The 19,521-nt window shown below is 47.1% G+C and carries 16 protein-coding genes; 13 read left to right on the top strand and 3 right to left on the bottom strand.

Annotated features, from left to right (window positions below):
* The first annotated feature begins 220 nt into the window (after window positions 1-220).
* The 7 genes from LL912_RS18495 (at window position 221) to LL912_RS18465 (ending at window position 8,348) form a co-directional block, all read left to right on the top strand.
* Window positions 221-1,135: a DMT family transporter gene (locus tag LL912_RS18495; RefSeq protein WP_235555085.1), complete on the top strand. Its 915-nt coding sequence runs from the start codon at window positions 221-223 to the stop codon at window positions 1,133-1,135.
* Between the two features lie 302 nt (window positions 1,136-1,437).
* Window positions 1,438-2,148: a COG1470 family protein gene (locus LL912_RS18490; protein ID WP_235555084.1), complete on the top strand. Its 711-nt coding sequence runs from the start codon at window positions 1,438-1,440 to the stop codon at window positions 2,146-2,148.
* A 3-nt stretch (window positions 2,149-2,151) separates the two neighbouring features.
* The gene (locus LL912_RS18485) at window positions 2,152-3,159 is read left to right on the top strand and encodes an ABC transporter ATP-binding protein (protein WP_235555083.1); all 1,008 of its coding nucleotides are present in this window, start codon (window positions 2,152-2,154) and stop codon (window positions 3,157-3,159) included.
* The gene (locus tag LL912_RS18480) at window positions 3,107-4,126 is read left to right on the top strand and encodes an ABC transporter permease (protein WP_235555082.1); all 1,020 of its coding nucleotides are present in this window, start codon (window positions 3,107-3,109) and stop codon (window positions 4,124-4,126) included. The genes LL912_RS18485 and LL912_RS18480 overlap by 53 nt, the downstream gene beginning before the upstream one ends.
* 236 nt (window positions 4,127-4,362) lie before the next feature.
* Window positions 4,363-6,111 (top strand): ABC transporter ATP-binding protein, encoded by a 1,749-nt coding sequence (locus LL912_RS18475; protein WP_235555081.1) that lies wholly within the window; start codon window positions 4,363-4,365, stop codon window positions 6,109-6,111.
* Between the two features lie 4 nt (window positions 6,112-6,115).
* Window positions 6,116-7,897, top strand: a complete 1,782-nt coding sequence (locus LL912_RS18470) for an ABC transporter ATP-binding protein (RefSeq protein WP_235555080.1) — start codon at window positions 6,116-6,118, stop codon at window positions 7,895-7,897.
* A gap of 97 nt (window positions 7,898-7,994) precedes the next feature.
* Window positions 7,995-8,348 (top strand): GxxExxY protein, encoded by a 354-nt coding sequence (locus LL912_RS18465; protein WP_235555079.1) that lies wholly within the window; start codon window positions 7,995-7,997, stop codon window positions 8,346-8,348.
* Here LL912_RS18465 and LL912_RS18460 read toward each other — a convergent pair.
* Window positions 8,330-9,438, bottom strand: a protein-coding gene (locus tag LL912_RS18460; RefSeq protein ID WP_406603604.1) for an IS3 family transposase whose coding sequence is annotated in 2 segments (ribosomal slippage) — window positions 8,330-9,186 and window positions 9,186-9,438 — 1,110 coding nt in all. Because the reading frame shifts where the segments join, the coding sequence is not laid out codon by codon here. The genes LL912_RS18465 and LL912_RS18460 overlap by 19 nt on opposite strands.
* Before the next feature lie 226 nt (window positions 9,439-9,664).
* Complete coding sequence (locus tag LL912_RS18455; protein ID WP_235555078.1) at window positions 9,665-11,080, bottom strand: MBL fold metallo-hydrolase; 1,416 nt, start codon at window positions 11,078-11,080, stop codon at window positions 9,665-9,667.
* 282 nt (window positions 11,081-11,362) lie between these two features.
* On the opposite strand from LL912_RS18455, the gene LL912_RS25990 reads away from it, so the two are divergent.
* Together LL912_RS25990 and LL912_RS18450 are read left to right on the top strand one after the other, a co-directional pair.
* Entirely contained in the window at window positions 11,363-11,497 is a 135-nt protein-coding gene (locus LL912_RS25990) for a hypothetical protein (RefSeq protein ID WP_255785764.1), read from the top strand.
* Window positions 11,498-11,813: 316 nt separating this feature from the next.
* Window positions 11,814-14,054: an alpha/beta hydrolase family protein gene (locus LL912_RS18450; RefSeq protein ID WP_235555077.1), complete on the top strand. Its 2,241-nt coding sequence runs from the start codon at window positions 11,814-11,816 to the stop codon at window positions 14,052-14,054.
* A 157-nt stretch (window positions 14,055-14,211) separates the two neighbouring features.
* Here the strand turns inward: LL912_RS18450 and LL912_RS18445 are convergent, their stop codons facing one another.
* Window positions 14,212-14,661 carry a hypothetical protein gene (locus LL912_RS18445; protein ID WP_235555076.1) on the bottom strand — a complete coding sequence of 150 codons (450 nt, stop codon included), beginning with the start codon at window positions 14,659-14,661 and terminating at the stop codon, window positions 14,212-14,214.
* 405 nt (window positions 14,662-15,066) lie between these two features.
* Between LL912_RS18445 and LL912_RS18440 the strand changes: the two genes are divergently transcribed.
* The 4 genes from LL912_RS18440 (at window position 15,067) to LL912_RS18425 (ending at window position 19,405) form a co-directional block, all read left to right on the top strand.
* Window positions 15,067-16,206: a cystathionine gamma-synthase gene (locus tag LL912_RS18440; protein WP_235555075.1), complete on the top strand. Its 1,140-nt coding sequence runs from the start codon at window positions 15,067-15,069 to the stop codon at window positions 16,204-16,206.
* A 317-nt stretch (window positions 16,207-16,523) separates the two neighbouring features.
* Window positions 16,524-17,801 carry a Fic family protein gene (locus LL912_RS18435; RefSeq protein WP_235555074.1) on the top strand — a complete coding sequence of 426 codons (1,278 nt, stop codon included), beginning with the start codon at window positions 16,524-16,526 and terminating at the stop codon, window positions 17,799-17,801.
* A complete protein-coding gene (locus LL912_RS18430) occupies window positions 17,779-18,576 on the top strand; it encodes a TIGR02757 family protein (protein ID WP_235555073.1) in 798 nt (265 codons plus the stop codon). Before LL912_RS18435 ends, LL912_RS18430 begins: the two co-directional genes overlap by 23 nt.
* A 127-nt stretch (window positions 18,577-18,703) precedes the next feature.
* Complete coding sequence (locus tag LL912_RS18425; protein ID WP_235555072.1) at window positions 18,704-19,405, top strand: SIMPL domain-containing protein; 702 nt, start codon at window positions 18,704-18,706, stop codon at window positions 19,403-19,405.
* The last annotated feature ends 116 nt before the right edge of the window (window positions 19,406-19,521 follow it).

Here is a 19,521-nt window from a genome sequence, read left to right as displayed (position 1 = left end):
TTGGGTTAAACGGATATTTGGTTCGGAGGCTCATAAAAACCTGCTGCTTACCTCCTGAATGCCTTGTTCGGGTAAATGCCTGCACTATGTAGGACTGACAGAAGAAGAAACCGGGATTGATATTTTTAGAGTCCCCCAATTTTAACCTGCGGGAAAGTGATCTGAACTTACGATACCATCGCCCGCTGTATGAACATTATTCGCCAACAACCCCGTATTTTTGCCGGATTCTTTCGTGCATACACAAAAAAAACATACCGGGTTAAAGTGGATACTGGCGGGATTGGTATTTGCTGTATTATGGTCGTCTGCGTCTACTGCAACCAAGATAGCGTTGGCTGTATCCCAGCCATTGGTGATCGCCGTGATGCGCTTTGGTGTAGCATCGCTGATTATGCTGGTTATTGCACACCTGGTGCTTCGCAAGCCGCTGCCCCGTAAAAAGGAATGGAAGCCGCTGTTCATTTACGGGATGCTGAACATCACTATTTACCTGGGATTGTATGTGATCGCCATGCAGCAGGTAACAGCCAGCGTTGGCGCATTAACAGTGGCCGTCAGCCCCGTGTTCATCAGCTTTATCTCGGTATTCTTTTTAAAAAAGCCATTGCCGCTCCGTATTTTCTTTGCTATATGTATTTGCCTGTTGGGCATCCTGGTAGTAGCCTGGCCCTTACTGGGCGGGGCTTCGGTTACACCACTGGGGTTGGTTTTGTTGCTGGCTAGTATGCTTTCATATTCCATCGGCACCATTTATTTTTCGTCGAGAAGCTGGGGACAAATGCACCTGTTTGTGCTCAACGGCTGGCAAACCTTTTTTGGTGGGTTGCTGATGCTGCCCATCGCCCTCTACACTTATAAAGGAGCGGCCAATCACTACACCGCCGCATTCTGGGGAGGCACTCTTTGGCTTGCCCTGCCGGTTTCCATCGGTGCCGTTGCATTATGGCTCCACCTGCTGAAACAGGATGCAGTTAAAGCAGGCATGTGGCTGTTTATCTGCCCGGTCTTCGGCATCATCATCGCAGCCCTTTGGGTACACGACTCCGTAAGCATCTATACCATCGCCGGAGTGCTAATGGTATTGGCGGGCCTGGCCCTAAGCCAGTTCAGTAAGGATAAAAACCAATCATAGCCGGAGGAAAACCGCTCATATAATTTTTTTTGCAGAAAAAAATCTTTTTATAAATTAGCGCACCTTTTATTCAAGAACAAGTAACGTTTGCACTCAAAAAAGGTAATCCCATATTTGAGGCGCTATTATTTTATTAATGAATTTTATTATTTATTAATGTTATGTTAGCACAACAAAGTCTAGTTTCGTTGCAGAGCGGAAAGAAAAGGGTATTCTGCTGCCTGCTGTTTTTGTCAGTAATTATTTTTTATCCCGGGCGGGTCTTGTCCCAATCACCGGGCTCCGCATTTACCGCGCGGCTAATGAACCTGGAAGCGGCCGTTAATGAAACCTTCCGTTATAATGCGACCCTTCACAATGAAGCGCGGCAGGCTAAAATCTATGAGCTGAAATCTGAAGCGCCCATCGGCTGGAACGTCGCATTCAAAATAGAGGGTAGCCAGGTAGCCTCCTTCCGGCTCGATTCGAACCGGACGCAGGACATATCCATAGAGGTGCTTCCCGCTCCTGCAGCCAAACCCGGCAAGTACAGTATTCCCCTAAAAGCCATATCCGGGGCAGATACAGCTGCCTTAACTATTGAAGCAGTAGTAAAAGGATCGTATGCAGTAGAACTGACAACGCCCACCGGCAGACTGAGCGATGAGGTTACGGAAGGATCTTCCGCACAACTGCACCTGGTTGTTCGGAATACCGGCACCATTGCACTGGACAACCTCGAACTTTCCGCACAGGCCCCGTCGCAATGGGATGCTGCTTTTGATCCGTCAAAAATCAGCAGGCTGGAACCCGGCAAAACCATGGATGTAACCGTAAACCTCAAGGTGCCGGATAAAACCATTGCAGGCGATTATGTTTCTAATTTCAGCGTAAAAAATCCAAATGCCAATGCCAGCGCTGCTTTCCGCATAACGGTAAAAACATCTTTCCTCTCCGGCTGGATCGGACTGTTGGTAATACTGCTGGCTATGGCAATTATCTATTACCTGGTCCGCAAATACGGAAGGAGATAAATTATGGAAGCTCCGATCATTGAACTGAAGGGGTTAACGAAATGTTACCGCTCACTTCGGGCGGTCGACAACCTGGATCTGACCATTCGTAAAGGTGAAATTTTCGGATTATTGGGTCCCAATGGTGCCGGCAAATCCACTACCATACTCATGATGCTGGGCCTCACAGAGCCCACTTCCGGTACGGCAATGGTTTGCGGCTTCAATGCCACAAGAAATCCCATACCGGTAAAACGGAAGGTGGGCTATATGCCGGATAACGTGGGTTTTTACAACAACATGACCGCATTGGAAAACCTGATGTATATCGGGCGGCTGAATGGCATCCCGGAAAGTGAGGTAAAAGAACGCGCCTGCGATACATTGGAAGAAGTAGGTCTGGCCGGTGCCATGGACAAACGTACAGCTACCTTTTCCCGGGGAATGAAACAACGGCTGGGTCTGGCCGATGTACTCATCAAGCGCCCGGAAGTGATCATTCTGGATGAACCCACCCTGGGCATCGACCCCAGCGGGGTAAAGGATTTCCTTGTGCTAATAAAACAGCTGAGCCGGCAGCAAGGGCTTACCGTCTTGCTTTCCTCCCATCACCTGCACCAGGTACAGCAGGTCTGCGACCGGGTGGGGATCTTTGTGGGCGGAAAACTATTGGCTGAAGGGAATATTGACACCCTGGCCGGCAACCTGTTTGCCAGTGAGCCGTTTGTTGTAGAAGTAATGGTTAAAAACCCGGCACCCGAAACCCTGGAAGCGGATCTCATGAAAATGGATGGTGTGAAAAAGGTGCTTGTAAAGGATCAGCTGCTGCAGATATCCGGAGGCTCCGATATTACACCCGGCCTGGTACGGCTTCTTGTTCAAAAAGGCATGGACATTACAGGAGTGCAGCGGCGCTCTTATGGCTTGGATGAAATTTATGAACGTTATTTTGAAACCAATTTAAATGAAAACAGTCCCAGTGAAAAATCCAGTGGTTTATTTCAAAGGTCTTTTTTCAGAAAACGTAAATAGCAGAAAAAAGCCGGCAGGCGAACAGCCGTTTTCGGTAATGGTCCGCAAGGAAGTAGCAGACCATATCCGCAGCTGGCGGTTTATCATATTATTGGCCATTATGCTGCTGACCTTTTTAGGTTCGATGTATGTATCCTTGTCCAATATTTCCAGGGCAGTGGGAAATACAGAAGATCCGGACCGTTGGTTCTTATACCTGAAACTGTTAACAATTACTGATAACAGCCTGCCACCCTTTCACATTTTTGTAGGGTTCCTGGGACCGCTGCTGGGTATTGGGCTTGGGTTTGATGCAATAAATGCAGAACAGAATAATGGCACCCTCATTCGCCTGCTGGCCCAGCCGGTATACCGCGACAATCTGTTGCTGGCTAAATTTACAGGGGCGCTTATTGTGATCAGCGCACTTTTTTTATCATTGGGATTGCTCATGATAGGCGGCGGACTCATCATTACCGGCGTACATATGGAACCACAGGAGTTCTTGCGCATCCTTTGTTTTATTGTACTTACCATTGTATATGTAGGTTTCTGGCTCAACCTGTCTATTTTACTTTCAGTTATTTTTAAACAGGCAGCTACTTCGGCGTTAACGGCCATCGGTATCTGGCTGTTTTTTACTATTTTTTACCAGATGGTCATGAGCCTGGTGATTAAGGCGGCCTTGCCGGATCCGGCCCTGCTTTCGCCGGATGAGGTAGCCGGTTATAACAGCCTTATCACAACCTTCCTGAGGATGGCACCCAGTCAGCTTTATGCAGATGGAACCACTACCCTGCTCATGCCCTCCGTAAGAAGCCTCGGCCCCCTGTCGATGGAGCAGATGGCAGGAGCGATTCCTACGCCCCTTTCACTCCGGGAGAGTATTATGATCGTGTGGCCGCAGCTTTGCGGGTTGCTGGCAGCTACATTGGTATGCTTTGCACTGGCCTATTACCGGTTTATGAGAAGAGAAGTACGGAACTAAATAGCGCCGGATCTGCTTTACGAAACATTTATATTCCTCATCGGCGTATTGATTTTTATACAGGTTACCGCGGTGTTTCTGGGCATTATATCTAATTTCGCAATTCCGGGCAAGCTTCGTTGAATAAGTGGGCGGTTGTACTGTTTAAAAAAATTTAAAGTAAAACAGCGTGCAGTGCGTCTTCCATAGCAGTGATCAAACCCGGCAACGGCCACTCATCGTGTATAAAGTATATCATGCAGGAAAGAACAAACGCCCGTAAAGCAGCAAAGCCCAATATGCTTGCCATGTTAAAGCCTTATAGGGGGCTTATCATCATATTATTGTTGCTGGCTTTGTTCAGTAATGGCCTGAACCTGGTCATTCCAAAACTCATCCAGTCGGCCATTGATGATTTTTCGCAGCACCGGTTCCAGGCACAACGGTTGATGCTGAATTTCTTGGGAACTTCGGTGCTGATCCTTATCCTAACCTATTTCCAAAGCCTGGTGCAAACCTATGCCTCGGAAAAAGTAGCGCGGGATTTGCGGGAACAGCTTGCGGGCAAAATCTCCCGCCAGACGCACGCTTTCATCCAGGAAACGAGCCCGGATAAACTGCTGACCAATATCACCTCCGATGTTAATGCTGTCAAGACCTTTGTTTCGCAAGCTATTGTCAATATTATTTCATCAATCGTCCTGATTGTGGGTACCGCCGTCCTTTTGCTCAGTATCAACTGGCGGCTGGGTCTCATAGTGCTCTGCGTGATCCCCATCATTGCACTTACGTTTATGCTGGTGTTTAAAAAAGTAAAAACACTCTTCAAACGTTCGCAGGAGGTGATCGACAAGCTGAATAAAACCATTAATGAATCCATTCTTGGTGCGGCACTCATCCGGGTGCTGAACGCGCAGTTCCAGGAATACAATAAATTTATGGACGCCAGCGGCGAGGCTAAGCACCTGGGCTTATCCATTCTTAAATTATTCGCCACATTGATTCCCATTATTGTGTTTACAGCCAATTTGGCGGTATTAGCAGTGGTGGTGATTGGTGGACGTTTCGCCATTACCGGATCCATGACCATGGGAGCCTTTGCGGCCTTTAACAGCTATATTGCCATATTAATCTTTCCTATTTTGCTCATCGGGTTTATGAGCAACCTGATCGCAAGGGCTTCAGCCTCCTATGCGCGCATTCACCAGGTGCTCACCGCCCCGGATACAGAAGAGGGGGGCGACTTTGAAAAACAACTGGAAGGAGCTATCGAGGTAAAAGAACTTACAGTGGCTTTTGGCGAAAAAAAGGCGCTGGATCACGTGTCATTTCATGTACAGGCCGGTTCCCGTACTGCCATTATCGGACCTACAGCGGCGGGAAAAACCCAGCTGTTTTATGCCTTAACCACGTTGATCAAACCACAATCCGGTGCTATTTATTATGATGGTGTTCCGATAGAGACCTATAACCAGGAAGTGTTGCTGCGACAGATCGGCCTGGTATTCCAGGATGCCATTATTTTCAATATGAGCCTCCGGGAGAATATCGCCTTCAACGCAGATGTTTCGGAAGAGGCCCTGCAAAAAGCAGTACAGACGGCGGAACTCGCAGATTTTGTGACAAACCTTCCCAACGGACTGAATACGGAAGTATCTGAGCGGGGACTCAGCCTATCCGGGGGGCAGAAGCAACGCGTCATGCTGGCTCGGGCATTGGCCGGCAACCCCAAAATTTTATTACTGGATGAGTTTACTGCCCGTGTAGATCGCACTACCGAACAACGCATCTGGAAAAATGTGGCCGAAAATTATCCCGGTATCACCATTGTTTCCATTACCCAGAACCTGGAACCGGTAAAGGAATATGAGCAGATCATTCTATTAATGGAAGGTGAACTGGTGGCCAAAGGCACCCATGAAGAGTTGTTACGTTCGAATCCCGAATACAACCAGATCTTGCAAAGCCAGCAAAGCCTGAACAATTATCAAACCACAGAAGCCTAACAATATGCAGGAGCAACACGGTAACCATCAAACAGATTATAACCTGAGCCGGGAGCAGAAAAGTCCGGCAGGTGCAGCCCTGCGCAAGATGTTCCGGTTTATGAAAGGCGAAAAAAGAAATCTCGGCATCGCTTTTTTTGTAATGATGCTGAACGCTGGTCTTACCATGCTTACGCCTTACCTGATTGGTTATATTGTGGATCATTTTATACTCCAAAAGCAATATGGCCTTTTAATACAGTACAGCGCGCTTCTGCTGGGTATTTATATCGTTTGGGCCGGCACAGAGTACCTGCAGGCCAAACTGATGGGCGGTGTTGGACAACGCATGCTATATGCGCTGCGGAACGAAGTATTTAATAAACTGCAGCAACTACCGGTTGCTTTCTTTAACAGCAACCGTTCCGGTGACCTGATCTCGCGGATCAACAACGACACCGATACGGTAAACCAGTTCTTCTCGCAGTCGCTGATGCGGTTTATGGACAGTATCTTTTCGATGATCGGTGTTGCCATATTTGTGTTATCCATTAACTGGGAGCTGGGCGCCGCATCGCTGGTACCGGCCGTTTTCATCCTGTTATTTGCACTGTTGGTTGCGCCATGGGTAAAGAAAAAGAATGCCATCAGCCTGAAGGCCAATGGAGATCTCAGCGCCAATATTCAGGAAGGACTGCACAATTTTAAAACCATTATCGCTTTTAACCGGCGTGATTATTTCCGGGCCCGTTTTTCAAAGGCCAATGACAACAACTATAAAACATCCATCACAGCAGGTATCGCCAACAACCTGTTTACTCCGGTATTTGGATTCTTCTCCAACCTGGCGCAGCTGATCGTACTGGGCTTTGGCATTTACCTCATTCTTGAAGGGCAGTTCACATTGGGCTTGCTGATCAGTTTTATGAGTTATGTGCAATATTTTTACCGGCCACTGCGGGAACTGGCGGCGCTATGGGCGAGCTTTCAAACAGCGCTGGCGGCCTGGGACCGGATCTCCGTAATCCTTTCCCGGCAATCGAACCTGCCGGTGCTGAGCAAAACAGGTACGGCCGTATCCGCATCAGATACAGTACTGGCATTTCAGCATGTATCCTTTAGTTACCCGGATGGTAAAAGCGTATTACACGATATTAACTTTAAGCTGCAACGAGGGAAGACCTATGCCCTGGTAGGCCCCACCGGCGGCGGCAAGAGCACCACAGCGGCATTGATCGCACGGTTATATGATCCTACTGAGGGAATGGTATTATTAAACGGACAGGATATCCGTACTTATACCGCCGAAGAACGTACCCGGGAGATCGGGTTTATTTTACAGGAGCCGTTTTTATTTACCGGTACACTCCGGGAAAGCATCCTTTACGGAAATACCGAACTACGGCAACTCAATGATGAACAATTATTAACGGCCATCACCGACGCAGGATTAAGCGACCTGCTATCCCGGTTTGATGCCGGTTTAAATACGCAGCTGGTTACCAGTTCGGATTCGGTCAGCCTGGGTCAAAAACAACTGATTGCTTTTATCAGAGCTGTACTGCGCAAGCCCCGGATCGTAATCCTGGATGAAGCCACGGCCAATATCGATACGGTAACCGAAAAGATCCTGGAGGATATACTGGAGCGGCTGCCGGCAACCACTACAAAGATCATCATTGCACACCGGTTGAATACGATCGAAAATGCCGACGAAATTTTCTTTGTCAATGCCGGGGAAGTGATCCTTGCCGGAACCCTGGAACATGCCATGAATATGCTGCTGCAGCATAAGCGGGCGAGTTAAAAAATAAACCATATTAATTAAAACTCATGTACCTTTATAAATACCTCTGAGTTTTTTTGAACCATTAAGAAGTTAAGATATATAATGCCGCCTCTTAATGACCCTTAATATCTCAATGGTTTATATAACACCTATTAAAAAACCTGTGACAAAGAAAGAAGTAACCCAGCTTTCCTATGAAATTACGGGATGTGCAATTAAAGTACACAAGGTATTAGGTCCAGGCCTGTTAGAAAGCGTTTATCAAAGATGCCTGGAGTATGAGCTTTCCAGGAATCATTTTACTGTCATACGGCAGGTTTTAGTGCCGGTTGTTTATGAGAATATTGCAATTGATGCAGACCTTCGCCTGGATCTGTTGGTGAATAATTGCGTTGTAGTAGAACTAAAAGCGGTAGAGCACTTGTTGCCTGTCTGTAAGTACCCCCTTTTTCAGACAGCTATAAGTTGAGTATTTTTCTTTTCACCAGCCAACTTTTTGTATTCAAGCGGTGTCAGGTTGTCCAGTGACTCGTGTGGTCTTTTGTGATTGTATTCTTCCATCCATTCCTGTGTTAGTACCCTTACCTGGTAGAGATCAAAAAACAAATATGCATCCAATACAGCTTCCCTGTAAAGTCGGTTAAATCGTTCAATGTAGCCGTTTTGCATAGGTCTTCCGGGTTGGATATACAGGATACTAATCCCTTGTCCCTTCGCCCACAGTTCAAAATCCTTTGAGGTAAACTCCGGACCATTATCCACTCTTACGGCCATGGGCTTACCATTGCTTTCGATAACCCTGTTGAGTGTCCTGATCACCCGCCTTGAAGATATTGAGGTATCCACTTCAATAGCCAATGCCTCCCGACTGCAATCATCGATTACATTGAAGGTTCTGAACTTCCGGTTACCTGTCATGCTATCGCTCATAAAATCCATACTCCATACTTTATTTACCGTTTCGGGTTGTTGCAGGGGATGTTTTATACGTGCCGGGAGTCTTCTTTTACCCTTGCGCTTTTTGTTAAGTTTTAACTGCTTATACACACGATAAACCTTTTTATGGTTCCAGTTTTTTCCTGAGCGCCGTAAATATGCAAAGAGCTTCCTGAAGCCATACGATGGATGGGCAAATGCCAACTCCTGCAAGGCTTCTATTACTGCTGAGTCGTCCTTGACTGACGCATAATAATATTGGGATCGTGGTAATGAGATTATCTTACAGGCCCGGCTCACCGGTATCTTTCGCTCCTTTACAAGCTCCTTGCTTAATTGCCTTTTGGTGGCAGGGCCCAGCCTTTTTTTGAGAACAAATCCCTTAATATCTCGTTATCCATTGCCAGGTTCGCATACATGCGTTTTAACCGGGCATTCTCTTCTTCCAACTCTTTCATGCGCTTCACATCTGAGGCTTCCATGCCGCCATACTTACTCTTCCAATTGTAGAAAGTGGCTTCGGATATACCCAGTTCACGACAGAGTTCTTTGGTCGGTATACCGCCTTCCTGGCGCTTTAAGACTGAAACAATCTGTGTCTCTGTGAATCTTGTCTTTTTCATTTTTTACAGTTTAAATTTAGTAAATCTCTCTAATTTTAAACTGTCTGGTTTTTAGGGATACTTACATGTCCATGAAGCGCAGCTGCTTACCTATATGAAGCAGTTACAAAAACCCCCAGGGACTACTGATCAACTTTTATACAGGCAATATTACAAAAGCTATGAAGCCCTTCGTAAATGAATACTTTAAAGCACTGCCCGAATAACGCAGCGCAAATAGCATCCGTTACTTTTTCACTGCCGTAGGACAAACAAAATCTGTAATTGTAAATTTACCCGAGTCCTTGATCGCCTTAAACCCACCCTGTATATCGATCACATGATCAAATCCACGGGCTTTTAGAATGGAAGAAAAGATCATGGAACGGTATCCGCCGGCGCAGTGCACATACACCGGTTTGCTCCGGTCAATGTCTGCAATATGGTTATTGATATAGTCGAGTGGCATATTCTCGGCACCTTCAATATGCTCCGCCTGGTATTCGCTTTCCTTGCGTACGTCCAGGATATGCGGCTGAGGAACGGCAGCCAGCGCTTCCGGGTCAATACTTTCAATATGGTCGGTCTCCTTGCCGGCCTTTTTCCAGGCTTCGATGCCACCCTTCAGGTAACCGATGGCGTAATCATAACCCACACGTGCCAGGCGGGTCACCACCTCTTCTTCGCGTCCCTCATCAGCAACGATCAGGATCTCCTGTTTCAGATCGGGGATCAGGGTGCCCACCCAAACGGCAAAACTCCCATCAATGCCGATATTGATCGAATTGGGAATAAAGGCCTTTGCAAAATCCCCGGGTGCGCGGGTATCGAGCATGATCGCGCCGGTATGGTTGGCAGCCTCTTCAAAAGCATCCGGATCCAGCTCTCGATTGCCGCGCTCCAGCACCTCATTGATGCTGTCATACCCTTCGATATTCATCATCACATTCTTGGGAAAATATTGGGGAGGTTCTGTCAAACCGTCCGTAACTGCCGTAATAAATTGTTCCCGGGTCAGCTCAGCATTCAAGGCGTAGTTCACTTTTTTCTGATGACCCAGGGTATCTGAAGTTTCGCGGCTCATGTTTTTGCCGCAGGCGCTTCCTGCACCATGCGCCGGATAAACGATCAGTTCATCCGGCAACGGCATAATTTTATTGCGGAGCGAATCATAAAGCAATCCCGCCAGTTTTTCTTTGGTCAGATCTCCCACTATTTTCTGTGCCAGATCCGGCCGGCCTACATCCCCGATAAACAACGTGTCGCCGGTAAAAATAGCGGTCTCTTTCCCGGCTCCATCCATCAGTAAATAAACAGCGCTTTCCAGGGTATGCCCGGGTGTGTGCAATACCTTTATGATCGCATCACCTATTTTAAACTGCTCTCCGTCTTTCGCAATATGAGCATCGTATCCCAAATGCGCGTCTGTTGGCCCCAGAACGATCTGCGCACCAGTTTTGGCAGCAAGATCAACATGGCCGCTTACAAAATCAGCATGAAAATGTGTTTCGAAAATATATTTGATCGTTACCCCGTCTCTTGCCGCACGGTCGATATAAGGCTGTACTTCCCGCAGGGGGTCAATAATGGCTGCTTCACCCTTTGAAGATATATAATAGGCTCCCTGCGCCAGGCATCCGGTATAAATCTGCTCTACTTTCATACACACTGTTTTAAACGGCAAAGATCGTTATTTAGTCGGAATCCTTACATCAACCCTTTTTATAACAGATTTACCGGGAATGGGTTGCTGAGTTTGCCTTCTTTTACAGGCTGCTCCAGGCCCGGCCGGCAATAAAGATCCTGGCCCGGAAACCGGCTCCCGTAATAAGCTCCTTTGCACAACACCGGCCTACCGTAAAAACCCTATAAAAAATCCGTGCTTTTACGCTTCGGAAGGCTTATTCATTGTGCGAACTTTATAGCCGAAACAAAACGAAAGCATATGTCCCTTAAACATGAACTCCCTTTAAAGCACAAAAAAGCCGGATACATGGAATTCCTGGCCGGTTTTTTTATCTGTGGTACCATAGTAACCATTGTTTTATTTGTTTATGTGTTGCTTAGCCTGCTGAGATAATATAATGTTTTACATATTGCAGCCCCGTTCTTAACTGAACAAATGTATTTCCTGGCTCGTTTCCCCGCGAGCCATCAAAAATCTGTGCATCTGCAGCAATAAAGACCCCGTTCCCCGGAATTTCACTACATTCGACTGAAGAAATACCAAATCTTCAACATGAAACGTAGTCTGTTCCTATCCCTTGGCTTGATCTTTTTTTTTTACCGTAACTGCCCAGGAGGGCAGCTCTTACCAGAAGCCCCCCGCTGTTATTGAAAAATTACTTCTTGCCACCTTCAACCCGGGTGTAAGTTTCAATGATGACGGCTCCTGGATGGTGCTCATACAGCGCAGTGCCGGTCCTACTATAGAGGACCTGGCTCAACCAGAACTCAGGATCGCCGGACTGCGCATCAACCCTGCTAACTTCAGTCCGAGCAGGGGCTCCTATTACACCGGACTTGCATTAAAAAACGTGCTCACAGGCAAAGAGGTGCCCATCAGCGGACTGCCAGAGCCCCTAAGGGCCTCCTCCGTTTCCTGGAATCGTGCAGGTGATAAGCTGGCCTTCCTTCAGGAAACACGTACGGCGGTGGATCTTTATACGGTAAACGTTAAAACCGCACAGGCCGTTAAAATCAACCGCACGCCGCTCAACACGGCCACAGGCAACGATTTCAGCTGGTGGGATAATGATCAATTGCTTTACCTGGCCACCACAGCCGCCCCTTCAGCCATGCCCCAAAAGCCCGTTGCGCCGGACGGACCGGTTATTCAACAAAACCTGGGTAAGGTAGCTGCCTCCCGCACTTACCAGGATCTTATTAAAAACAAATACGATGAAGCGCTGTTCCGCTTTTTTGCAATATCACAACCTATTCTTAATAACGGTGATATGGAAACGTCCATCGGTAAGCCGGATCTCTACACCTCCATCCAGCTTTCGCCCGATAAAAATTATTTGTTGGTGGAGCGTCTTACTGGCGATCTTTCCTACCTGGTACCTTCTTATGGCTTTGCCTCAACCGTTGAAGTGTGGGATGCCAAAGGCATGCCTGTAAAAACCATTGCAAAGATTCCCTCCGCGGAACTGGCACCCAGCGGCTTTGACAATGTATTGAACGCCCCGCGCGGTCATAGCTGGATCGCCACCAAACCCGCCACGCTGGGCTGGATCGAGCCGCTGGATAGTGGCTTTATCAAACGCGATGTACCCAATCACGATCAGTATATAATCCTGGATGCACCATTTGCCGCCACCCCGGAAACCGTGGTAGCCACGCCTATGCGAATGTATAATGTGAGCTTCGTTAATAAAGATATGGCGTTGGTTACCCAGGGCTCTTTTGCCCGGCAAAAACGCATTTGGCAACGACTGGACCTGTCTACTAAAACACTTGCTACCCTGGACGACCGCAGCACGAACGATGCCTATAATGATCCTGGTACACCCTTTACCATCAGAAATGAATACGGCCGGTTAGTGCCGCTCATCTACCAGAAAACAAAATTCATCATGAACGGTCAGGGCGCTTCTCCCAAAGGCGATTATCCCTTCGTGGGCAGTTTTGATTTCACCTCCTTAAAAAAGGAAAAACTGTGGCAGGCAAAAGATCCGTATTATGAAGTGCCGGTTAAATTACTGTCGCAGCAAAAAGGACTATCTTTTGTAGCCAGCCGCCAGAGTGCCGCTCAGCCGCCCAACTATTTTATCATAAACGGTAAAAAAGAAACCCCGCTCACCAATTTCCCCGATCCGCAACCGGAGCTGCGCGATCTTAAAAAAGAAAAAGTCACCTATACCCGCAGGGATGGCATCCAGCTTACAGCCAATGTATATGTGTCAAAAAACTACGATCCGGCAAAGGATGGCCAGCTGCCGGTGATCATTGTGGCCTACCCACGGGAGTACAAACAGGCTTCCGATGCAGCCCAGGTGCGCGGCAGTAAGAACACGTTTACGCAGATCAGCTACGGCAGCTTTGTTTTCTTTGCTTTGGAAGGCTATGCGGTGATGGACAATGCCGAGTTTCCCATAGTGGGCGAAGGCAGTAACTACCCTAATGATAATTTTGTAGCACAGCTGGAATGGAACGCCAAAGCCGCCATCAACAAAATTGCTTCCATGGGTATCGGTGATAGTACCCGGGTAGCAGTTGCAGGTCATAGCTATGGCGCCTTTATGACGGCCAATTTACTGGCGCATACCCGCCTGTTTAAGGCCGGCATCGCGCGCAGCGGGGCCTACAACCGAACCCTTACCCCGTTTGGATTTCAGAACGAAGAGCGTACTTACTGGCAGGCGCCCCAGGTGTACAACCGCATGAGCCCCTTTAGCTACGCCGATAAAATAAAAACACCGCTGTTGCTCATTCACGGGGAGGCCGATAACAACCCCGGTACCTTCCCCATCCAGAGCGAGCGGCTCTTTAACGCCATCAAGGGGCATGGCGGTACAGTGCGCTTTGTGCAGCTTCCTTTCGAATCACATGGTTATACCGCCAAAGAAAACCTTCTGCACCTGCTTTGGGAGGAGTACCAGTGGCTGGAAAAATATGTAAAGAAAGGGAAATAATTTTTTTGATGCTTGGACGGAGTTCCCCCACCACCAGGTCCACTCAGTAAAATGTTTATGCCTGGTTTAATCAGTGACGCTTATAAAAAAAAAGGGAGAGAACAAGAATGTTCCACTCCGTATTATACATGAGAAATGTTAAATCTGAGAAGAGGGATTAAATGTCGCCCCTCTTGTATTTTGCTGTTTGCGAAAGGCTTCCGCTATTGTCAGCAATAACACTATAGATGCTCCGGTTATCACGTACTATAATATGATAATTGGTTCCTTCGCTATTGGTTACTTCAGTAATACCGTATATTTCTTTACCGTCATATTTCTTTTTAATCTTATAAAGGATATTCGAAGGCAGATTATTTTCTTTATAGTAACGGATAGTACGGATCAGCGCTCCGTTATTGTCGATCACCGCACGGGTCGTTACAGAGCCTGAACGGAAACTAGCTTCACTGTAGTCTGCAGTAGTACTCCACTGCACGTCCCGGGCATTGGAGAATACTGCTTTAAATGTTTTTAATGCTTTTTCATTTACAGTTGGGTTTACAGTAACAGCAGCCATTGCGTTTAAACCCAGTGAAAGCGCGGCAGTAAGAATAAAGAGTTTCATTTTTAAAAGTTTTATACCTCTTAGAGGTGGTTTAAGTTCTTTTATCAGTTTGTTCAGTCAAAAATAGTATCGGGTTGCACCATCAGCCAAGCAGTATGTGGCAGAATACCAAAGAAACGGGGTGAATGGCGGATTTCTCCGGGTAAAACCTCCAATTTTCTCGTGACCGTAACTCATTCTTTAACTTTTTCGATCCCTTCCGGAATCATTAAAACGCGTTTCTATATATAAATCGCAACAATTCTCCAGATGTTACAGCCGGCACATAAAAAAAATGTTAAGTCTTTCTTAATTAGACGGGACGCGCATTTACGAACGTTCCGTAGTATTAAGCATCAATCGGAACGCCGGCTGTATGGTTTCAGCCACCGCAATGCCTACCTTTGTGGGTCATAAAAAATCAACATGAAGCTGAATACAAAGATTATCCATGCGGGTGTAGAACCGGATCCTTCTACCGGGGCCATTATGACCCCTATCTTTCAAACGTCTACGTTTGTACAATCCGGCCCTAACCAGCACCAGGGCTATGATTACTCAAGAGCAGGGAATCCCACCCGCACGGCGTTGGAAAAATCGCTGGCCGCACTGGAAAATGCACAATATGGCCTGGCTTTCAGCAGCGGGGTTGCCGCCACCGAAACTGTAATCAAGCTTTTAAAACCCGGGGACGAAGTTATTGCCGCTAACGATATGTATGGAGGCACTTACCGGCTGTTCTCCAAGATCTGGGAAAACTTCGGCATTAAATTTATATATACCGATACCACGCAAACAGCACAGGTAGCCCGTGCCGTAACTGGCCGTACCAGGCTGATCTGGATTGAAACACCTACCAATCCGCTGATGAATATTACAGATATTGCGGCGGTGGCGGAGATCGCACACAAAGCCGGCGCCCTGCTTTGTGTGGACAATACCTTTGCTTCTCCCTACCTGCAAAATCCTATCGACCTGGGAGCTGATATCGTAATGCATTCGGCCACAAAATACCTGGGCGGACACAGTGATGTGGTTATGGGAACGTTGATGTTTAACGGCGATGCGCTGCGCGAACGTTTATTCTTTATCCAGAAAAGCAGCGGAGCTGTGCCCGGCCCGATGGATTGCTTTCTGGTGCTCCGCGGTATTAAAACCCTTCACGTGCGATTACAGCGGCACTGTGAAAACGGGCGGAAGGTAGCGGCATTCCTGTCAGCCCATGAAAAGGTGAAAAAAGTATACTGGTGTGGTTTTGAAGATCAGCCGGGATACATTGTGGCAAAAAAGCAGATGCGCGATTTTGGCGGAATGATGAGCTTTGAGCTAAAAGACGATTCCATGGAAGCTGCAACAGCTGTATTGACCGCTACAAAAGTCTTTGCGCTGGCAGAGAGCTTGGGCGGCGTAGAATCCCTCATCAACCACCCGGCCACCATGACGCATGCCTCCATTCCCAGGGAAGAGCGGATCAAGAACGGATTGAGCGACTCCCTGATCCGTTTGAGTGTGGGCATTGAAGATGTGGACGACCTGATCGAAGACCTGCGGCAGGCCATCGGCTAAATACCTGCTACAGATATGTGCCGGAGGCAATATTGCCGATTTCAAAGATGAACCAGAGATCTGCCCGGGGAGCATTGGCACCGGGGGTCGTTCCTGCTTGTTGGAATCCCGTGACCCGCCGGAGGCAGTGAACAGTTCCCGCGCCCTTTCATTTATTGTAAATTCCAGGCATCACGCATATCGCCGGCGCGCGTGTTTCCGGAACGATTCAACAGAACAGACCTTGTATTAATTTTTCATTCAGATCCTCTCGAAATTAGCATTCTCTCCTCCAAACCAACTATCTTGCAGCCAATTGGTCAATTAAAGATCATTTTATGAACAGGGAATTACCGGAAGCAGAACAAACAATGCTATTGCAAACCATCCTTCAGATCAACAACAGCTACCTCGATTGGGAAAAAGTACAGCACATGTCGCTGAAGCCGGACACCCTCTCCAATGCTGAAATATGGGAAGCAGCCAGGAAGGCCAGAGACCAGGGATTTACCCGAACCCTTGCTGTTCACAGTACCATTTTCACCTGGTCTGTATCCAATGATATGGAAGCCGTTTTGCACGATCTGGATGTGCATCTCGCCGGAGGTAAAGACCTTGTAGCAGTAATGGATCAGAAAAACGATCACCGCTACCTGGTAAGCGCATTGCTGGATGAGGCCATGGCATCTGCCCAGCTGGCCGGGTACACTGTCACAAAAAAAATGGTAAAAGAGCTGTTGTTAAAAAAGAAAACAACGGCCAATGAAACCGAACAGGTTGTTGTAAACATTTACAGGTGCCTGCAAAAAATTAACGAGTGGGAGCAGGAACCTTTTTCGGAGGAAAGGCTGCTGGAACTGCACCAGCAGCTTACAAAGGATACGATCAAACTTAAGGGTATCGGCCGGTACCGCACCAATAATAAGTACGATATTTCCGGTATTGAAGATGCCGCCGCTACCAAAGTGGTTGATGCAAAGGCGATCGGGGACTGGATGCAGTGGCTGGAGGCGTTTATAAATGAAGACAGGAAACCGTTCTATATCCATCCCGTAATTAAAGCCAGCATCATTGCGTACCTGGTCACGTATATCCGCCCGTTCAAAGACGGGAACGGGCGAATGGCCCGGCTGCTCCTGTACTGGTACCTGCTTCGGAAAGGCTATTGGGCGTTGCAGTATACGGCTGTTTCCAATATCATCGTCAAGTTAAGATCCCAGTATCAAAAATCCTTCCTGCAGGCGCAAGCCAATGCCGATATTGGTTATTTTATTCATTTTACGATACAGGCGCTGCGCATGGCCGACAGGTCGCTAAAGGAAAGCCTCCAACGCACGAACAAAGAAAAAGAAAGCAATCCTTTTATCAGGATCGAAGGGCTGAATATCCGGCAAGCCGCCGCGCTCCAATGGATAAAAGAAGATCCTGAAAAAATTGTTACTATACGTGAACTTCGGTCCGGCTTTGGTGTATCAAAAGAAACGGCACGTACAGATCTTACAGCCTTAACCGAAAATGGCTGGTTAAAATTTTATCATTTAAATAAGAAGACATACGCCTTTGTAAAAGGCGACTCCTTTGAACAACTGATGCATGAAAAACTCGTCCAAGGATAACCTTGCACAATTTCTAAATACCAAGGCCGCCCTGTATGAGCAGCCGGATTTTATTACAGATGATCCCATTTCCATTCCGCATCTGTTTTCGGCCTCGCAAGACATTGAGATCGCCGGGTTCTTTGCTGCAATACTGGCCTGGGGCAACCGGAAAAGTATCATTAATTCCTGCAAACGCTTGTTGCAGCTAATGGACCAGGCACCGTACGATTTTGTAATGAACTTCGAGGAAACCGACCTGAAGCCCTTTGTGCATTTCGTGCACCGAACATTTAATGCAACCGATCTGTTCCACTTTCTCGACTTTTTACAATATCAATATAAAACCCAAAAACAACCATCGCTGCAAACCGCGTTCAGCAAACATTTGCAACCGGGAGATACAACCGTGGAAAATGCACTTGTGGGTTTTCGCCGGTCTTTTTTTGATGCCAAGACTTTCCCGCATTACCCGGCGCGTACACAAAAGCATATTGCCACCCCCGAACGTAAATCCGCCTGCAAAAGGCTGAATATGTATTTGCGCTGGATGGTGCGCAGCAATGAAAAAGGGGTGGATTTTGGATTATGGAAAAAGATCCGCCCCGCACAGTTGGTATGTCCGCTGGACCTCCATGTGGCGCGGGTAGCGCGTCATTTTAACCTGCTGCACCGTCCGAATAACGACTGGCAGGCGGCCCTGGAGTTATCGGGGCAGCTAAGGCTTCTTGATCCGGAAGACCCGGTTAGATATGATTTTGCATTGTTCGGATTAGGCGTTATCGAAAAATTCTGATTGACCAGTATCAACTTAGTTGTAAAAAGAACGTTAAAGAAAAGAGCACTTTGTGTAACGCAAAAACATTTTACATCATTAAGATGATTAACCTTATTCATTGAATGATTCATTAAAATTTAAACACATGAAAAAATTATTCGCATTCGCATTATTGTCGATGGTTGCTTTTGGAACTGCAACTGCACAAAGCACCGACCTGAGAAGAAAGATTACTGTAAGCGGCACCGCAGAAACAGAGATTACACCGGATATTATCTACGTAAGCATTTCCCTAAAGGAGTATTTTGAAAACGGTAACAGTAAAAAAAGAGTAGATATTTCCTCATTGGAAAACCAGCTGTTTGCCGCAGTTCAGAAAGCCGGCTTCTCCAAAGAACATTTAACCATCAGTAACCTGAACAGCTGGGCTAATACCACCGGCAAGAAAAAGAGTCCTGATTTTCTTGCAAGCCGTCAGTATCTTTTAAAAGTCAGCGATCTGAACAAGCTGGACCAGATCCTGGGCAGTGTTGATTCCAAAGGCGTTCAGAGTACGGGCATTCAAAGTTATGACTATTCCAAAATGGAGGACCTGAAAAAAGAGTTGAAAATAAAAGCGCTGAAAGCCGCAAAAGATAAAGCAACTTATATGGTAGAAGCATTGGGCGGCACTTTGGGTAATGTACTGGAAATACAGGATGGGGGCGATGGTCCGATGCAACCCGTAATGTACCGGAACTATGCGATGAAGGCGGAAGCTGCTGATATGGCCGGAGGCGACGCCGACCTGGATTTTAAAAAGATCAAATTAAACTTTACAGTAAATACGGTTTTTGAAATAAAATAGGACGTATAAGTCCGATTTACAAAGGGGTTGCTCCGGAGAGCAGCCCTTTTGTATTTAAAATAATCAATGTAAAATTTTGAATGTAAAAGCAGGGAGTCCGGTGGTGGACACCTCTC

The sequence above is a fragment of the Niabella agricola genome (assembly GCF_021538615.1).
In the GTDB taxonomy this organism is placed as follows: domain Bacteria; phylum Bacteroidota; class Bacteroidia; order Chitinophagales; family Chitinophagaceae; genus Niabella; species Niabella agricola.
Note: the sequence above shows the minus strand (reverse complement) of the source record. Positions and strands in the feature narration are given on the sequence as shown.

What these genes read in the sequence shown, in the direction of transcription:
- LL912_RS18490 (WP_235555084.1), top strand. Translation starts at nt 1,438, where the DNA reads ATGAACCTGGAAGCGGCCGTTAATGAAACCTTCCGTTATAATGCGACC.
- LL912_RS18485 (WP_235555083.1), top strand. Translation starts at nt 2,152, where the DNA reads ATGGAAGCTCCGATCATTGAACTGAAGGGGTTAACGAAATGTTACCGC.
- LL912_RS18475 (WP_235555081.1), top strand. Translation starts at nt 4,363, where the DNA reads ATGCAGGAAAGAACAAACGCCCGTAAAGCAGCAAAGCCCAATATGCTT.
- LL912_RS18470 (WP_235555080.1), top strand. Translation starts at nt 6,116, where the DNA reads ATGCAGGAGCAACACGGTAACCATCAAACAGATTATAACCTGAGCCGG.
- LL912_RS18465 (WP_235555079.1), top strand. Translation starts at nt 7,995, where the DNA reads ATGACCCTTAATATCTCAATGGTTTATATAACACCTATTAAAAAACCT.
- LL912_RS18455 (WP_235555078.1), bottom strand. Translation starts at nt 11,080, where the DNA reads ATGAAAGTAGAGCAGATTTATACCGGATGCCTGGCGCAGGGAGCCTAT.
- LL912_RS25990 (WP_255785764.1), top strand. Translation starts at nt 11,363, where the DNA reads ATGTCCCTTAAACATGAACTCCCTTTAAAGCACAAAAAAGCCGGATAC.
- LL912_RS18450 (WP_235555077.1), top strand. Translation starts at nt 11,814, where the DNA reads ATGGTGCTCATACAGCGCAGTGCCGGTCCTACTATAGAGGACCTGGCT.
- LL912_RS18445 (WP_235555076.1), bottom strand. Translation starts at nt 14,661, where the DNA reads ATGAAACTCTTTATTCTTACTGCCGCGCTTTCACTGGGTTTAAACGCA.
- LL912_RS18440 (WP_235555075.1), top strand. Translation starts at nt 15,067, where the DNA reads ATGAAGCTGAATACAAAGATTATCCATGCGGGTGTAGAACCGGATCCT.
- LL912_RS18435 (WP_235555074.1), top strand. Translation starts at nt 16,524, where the DNA reads ATGAACAGGGAATTACCGGAAGCAGAACAAACAATGCTATTGCAAACC.
- LL912_RS18430 (WP_235555073.1), top strand. Translation starts at nt 17,779, where the DNA reads ATGAAAAACTCGTCCAAGGATAACCTTGCACAATTTCTAAATACCAAG.
- LL912_RS18425 (WP_235555072.1), top strand. Translation starts at nt 18,704, where the DNA reads ATGAAAAAATTATTCGCATTCGCATTATTGTCGATGGTTGCTTTTGGA.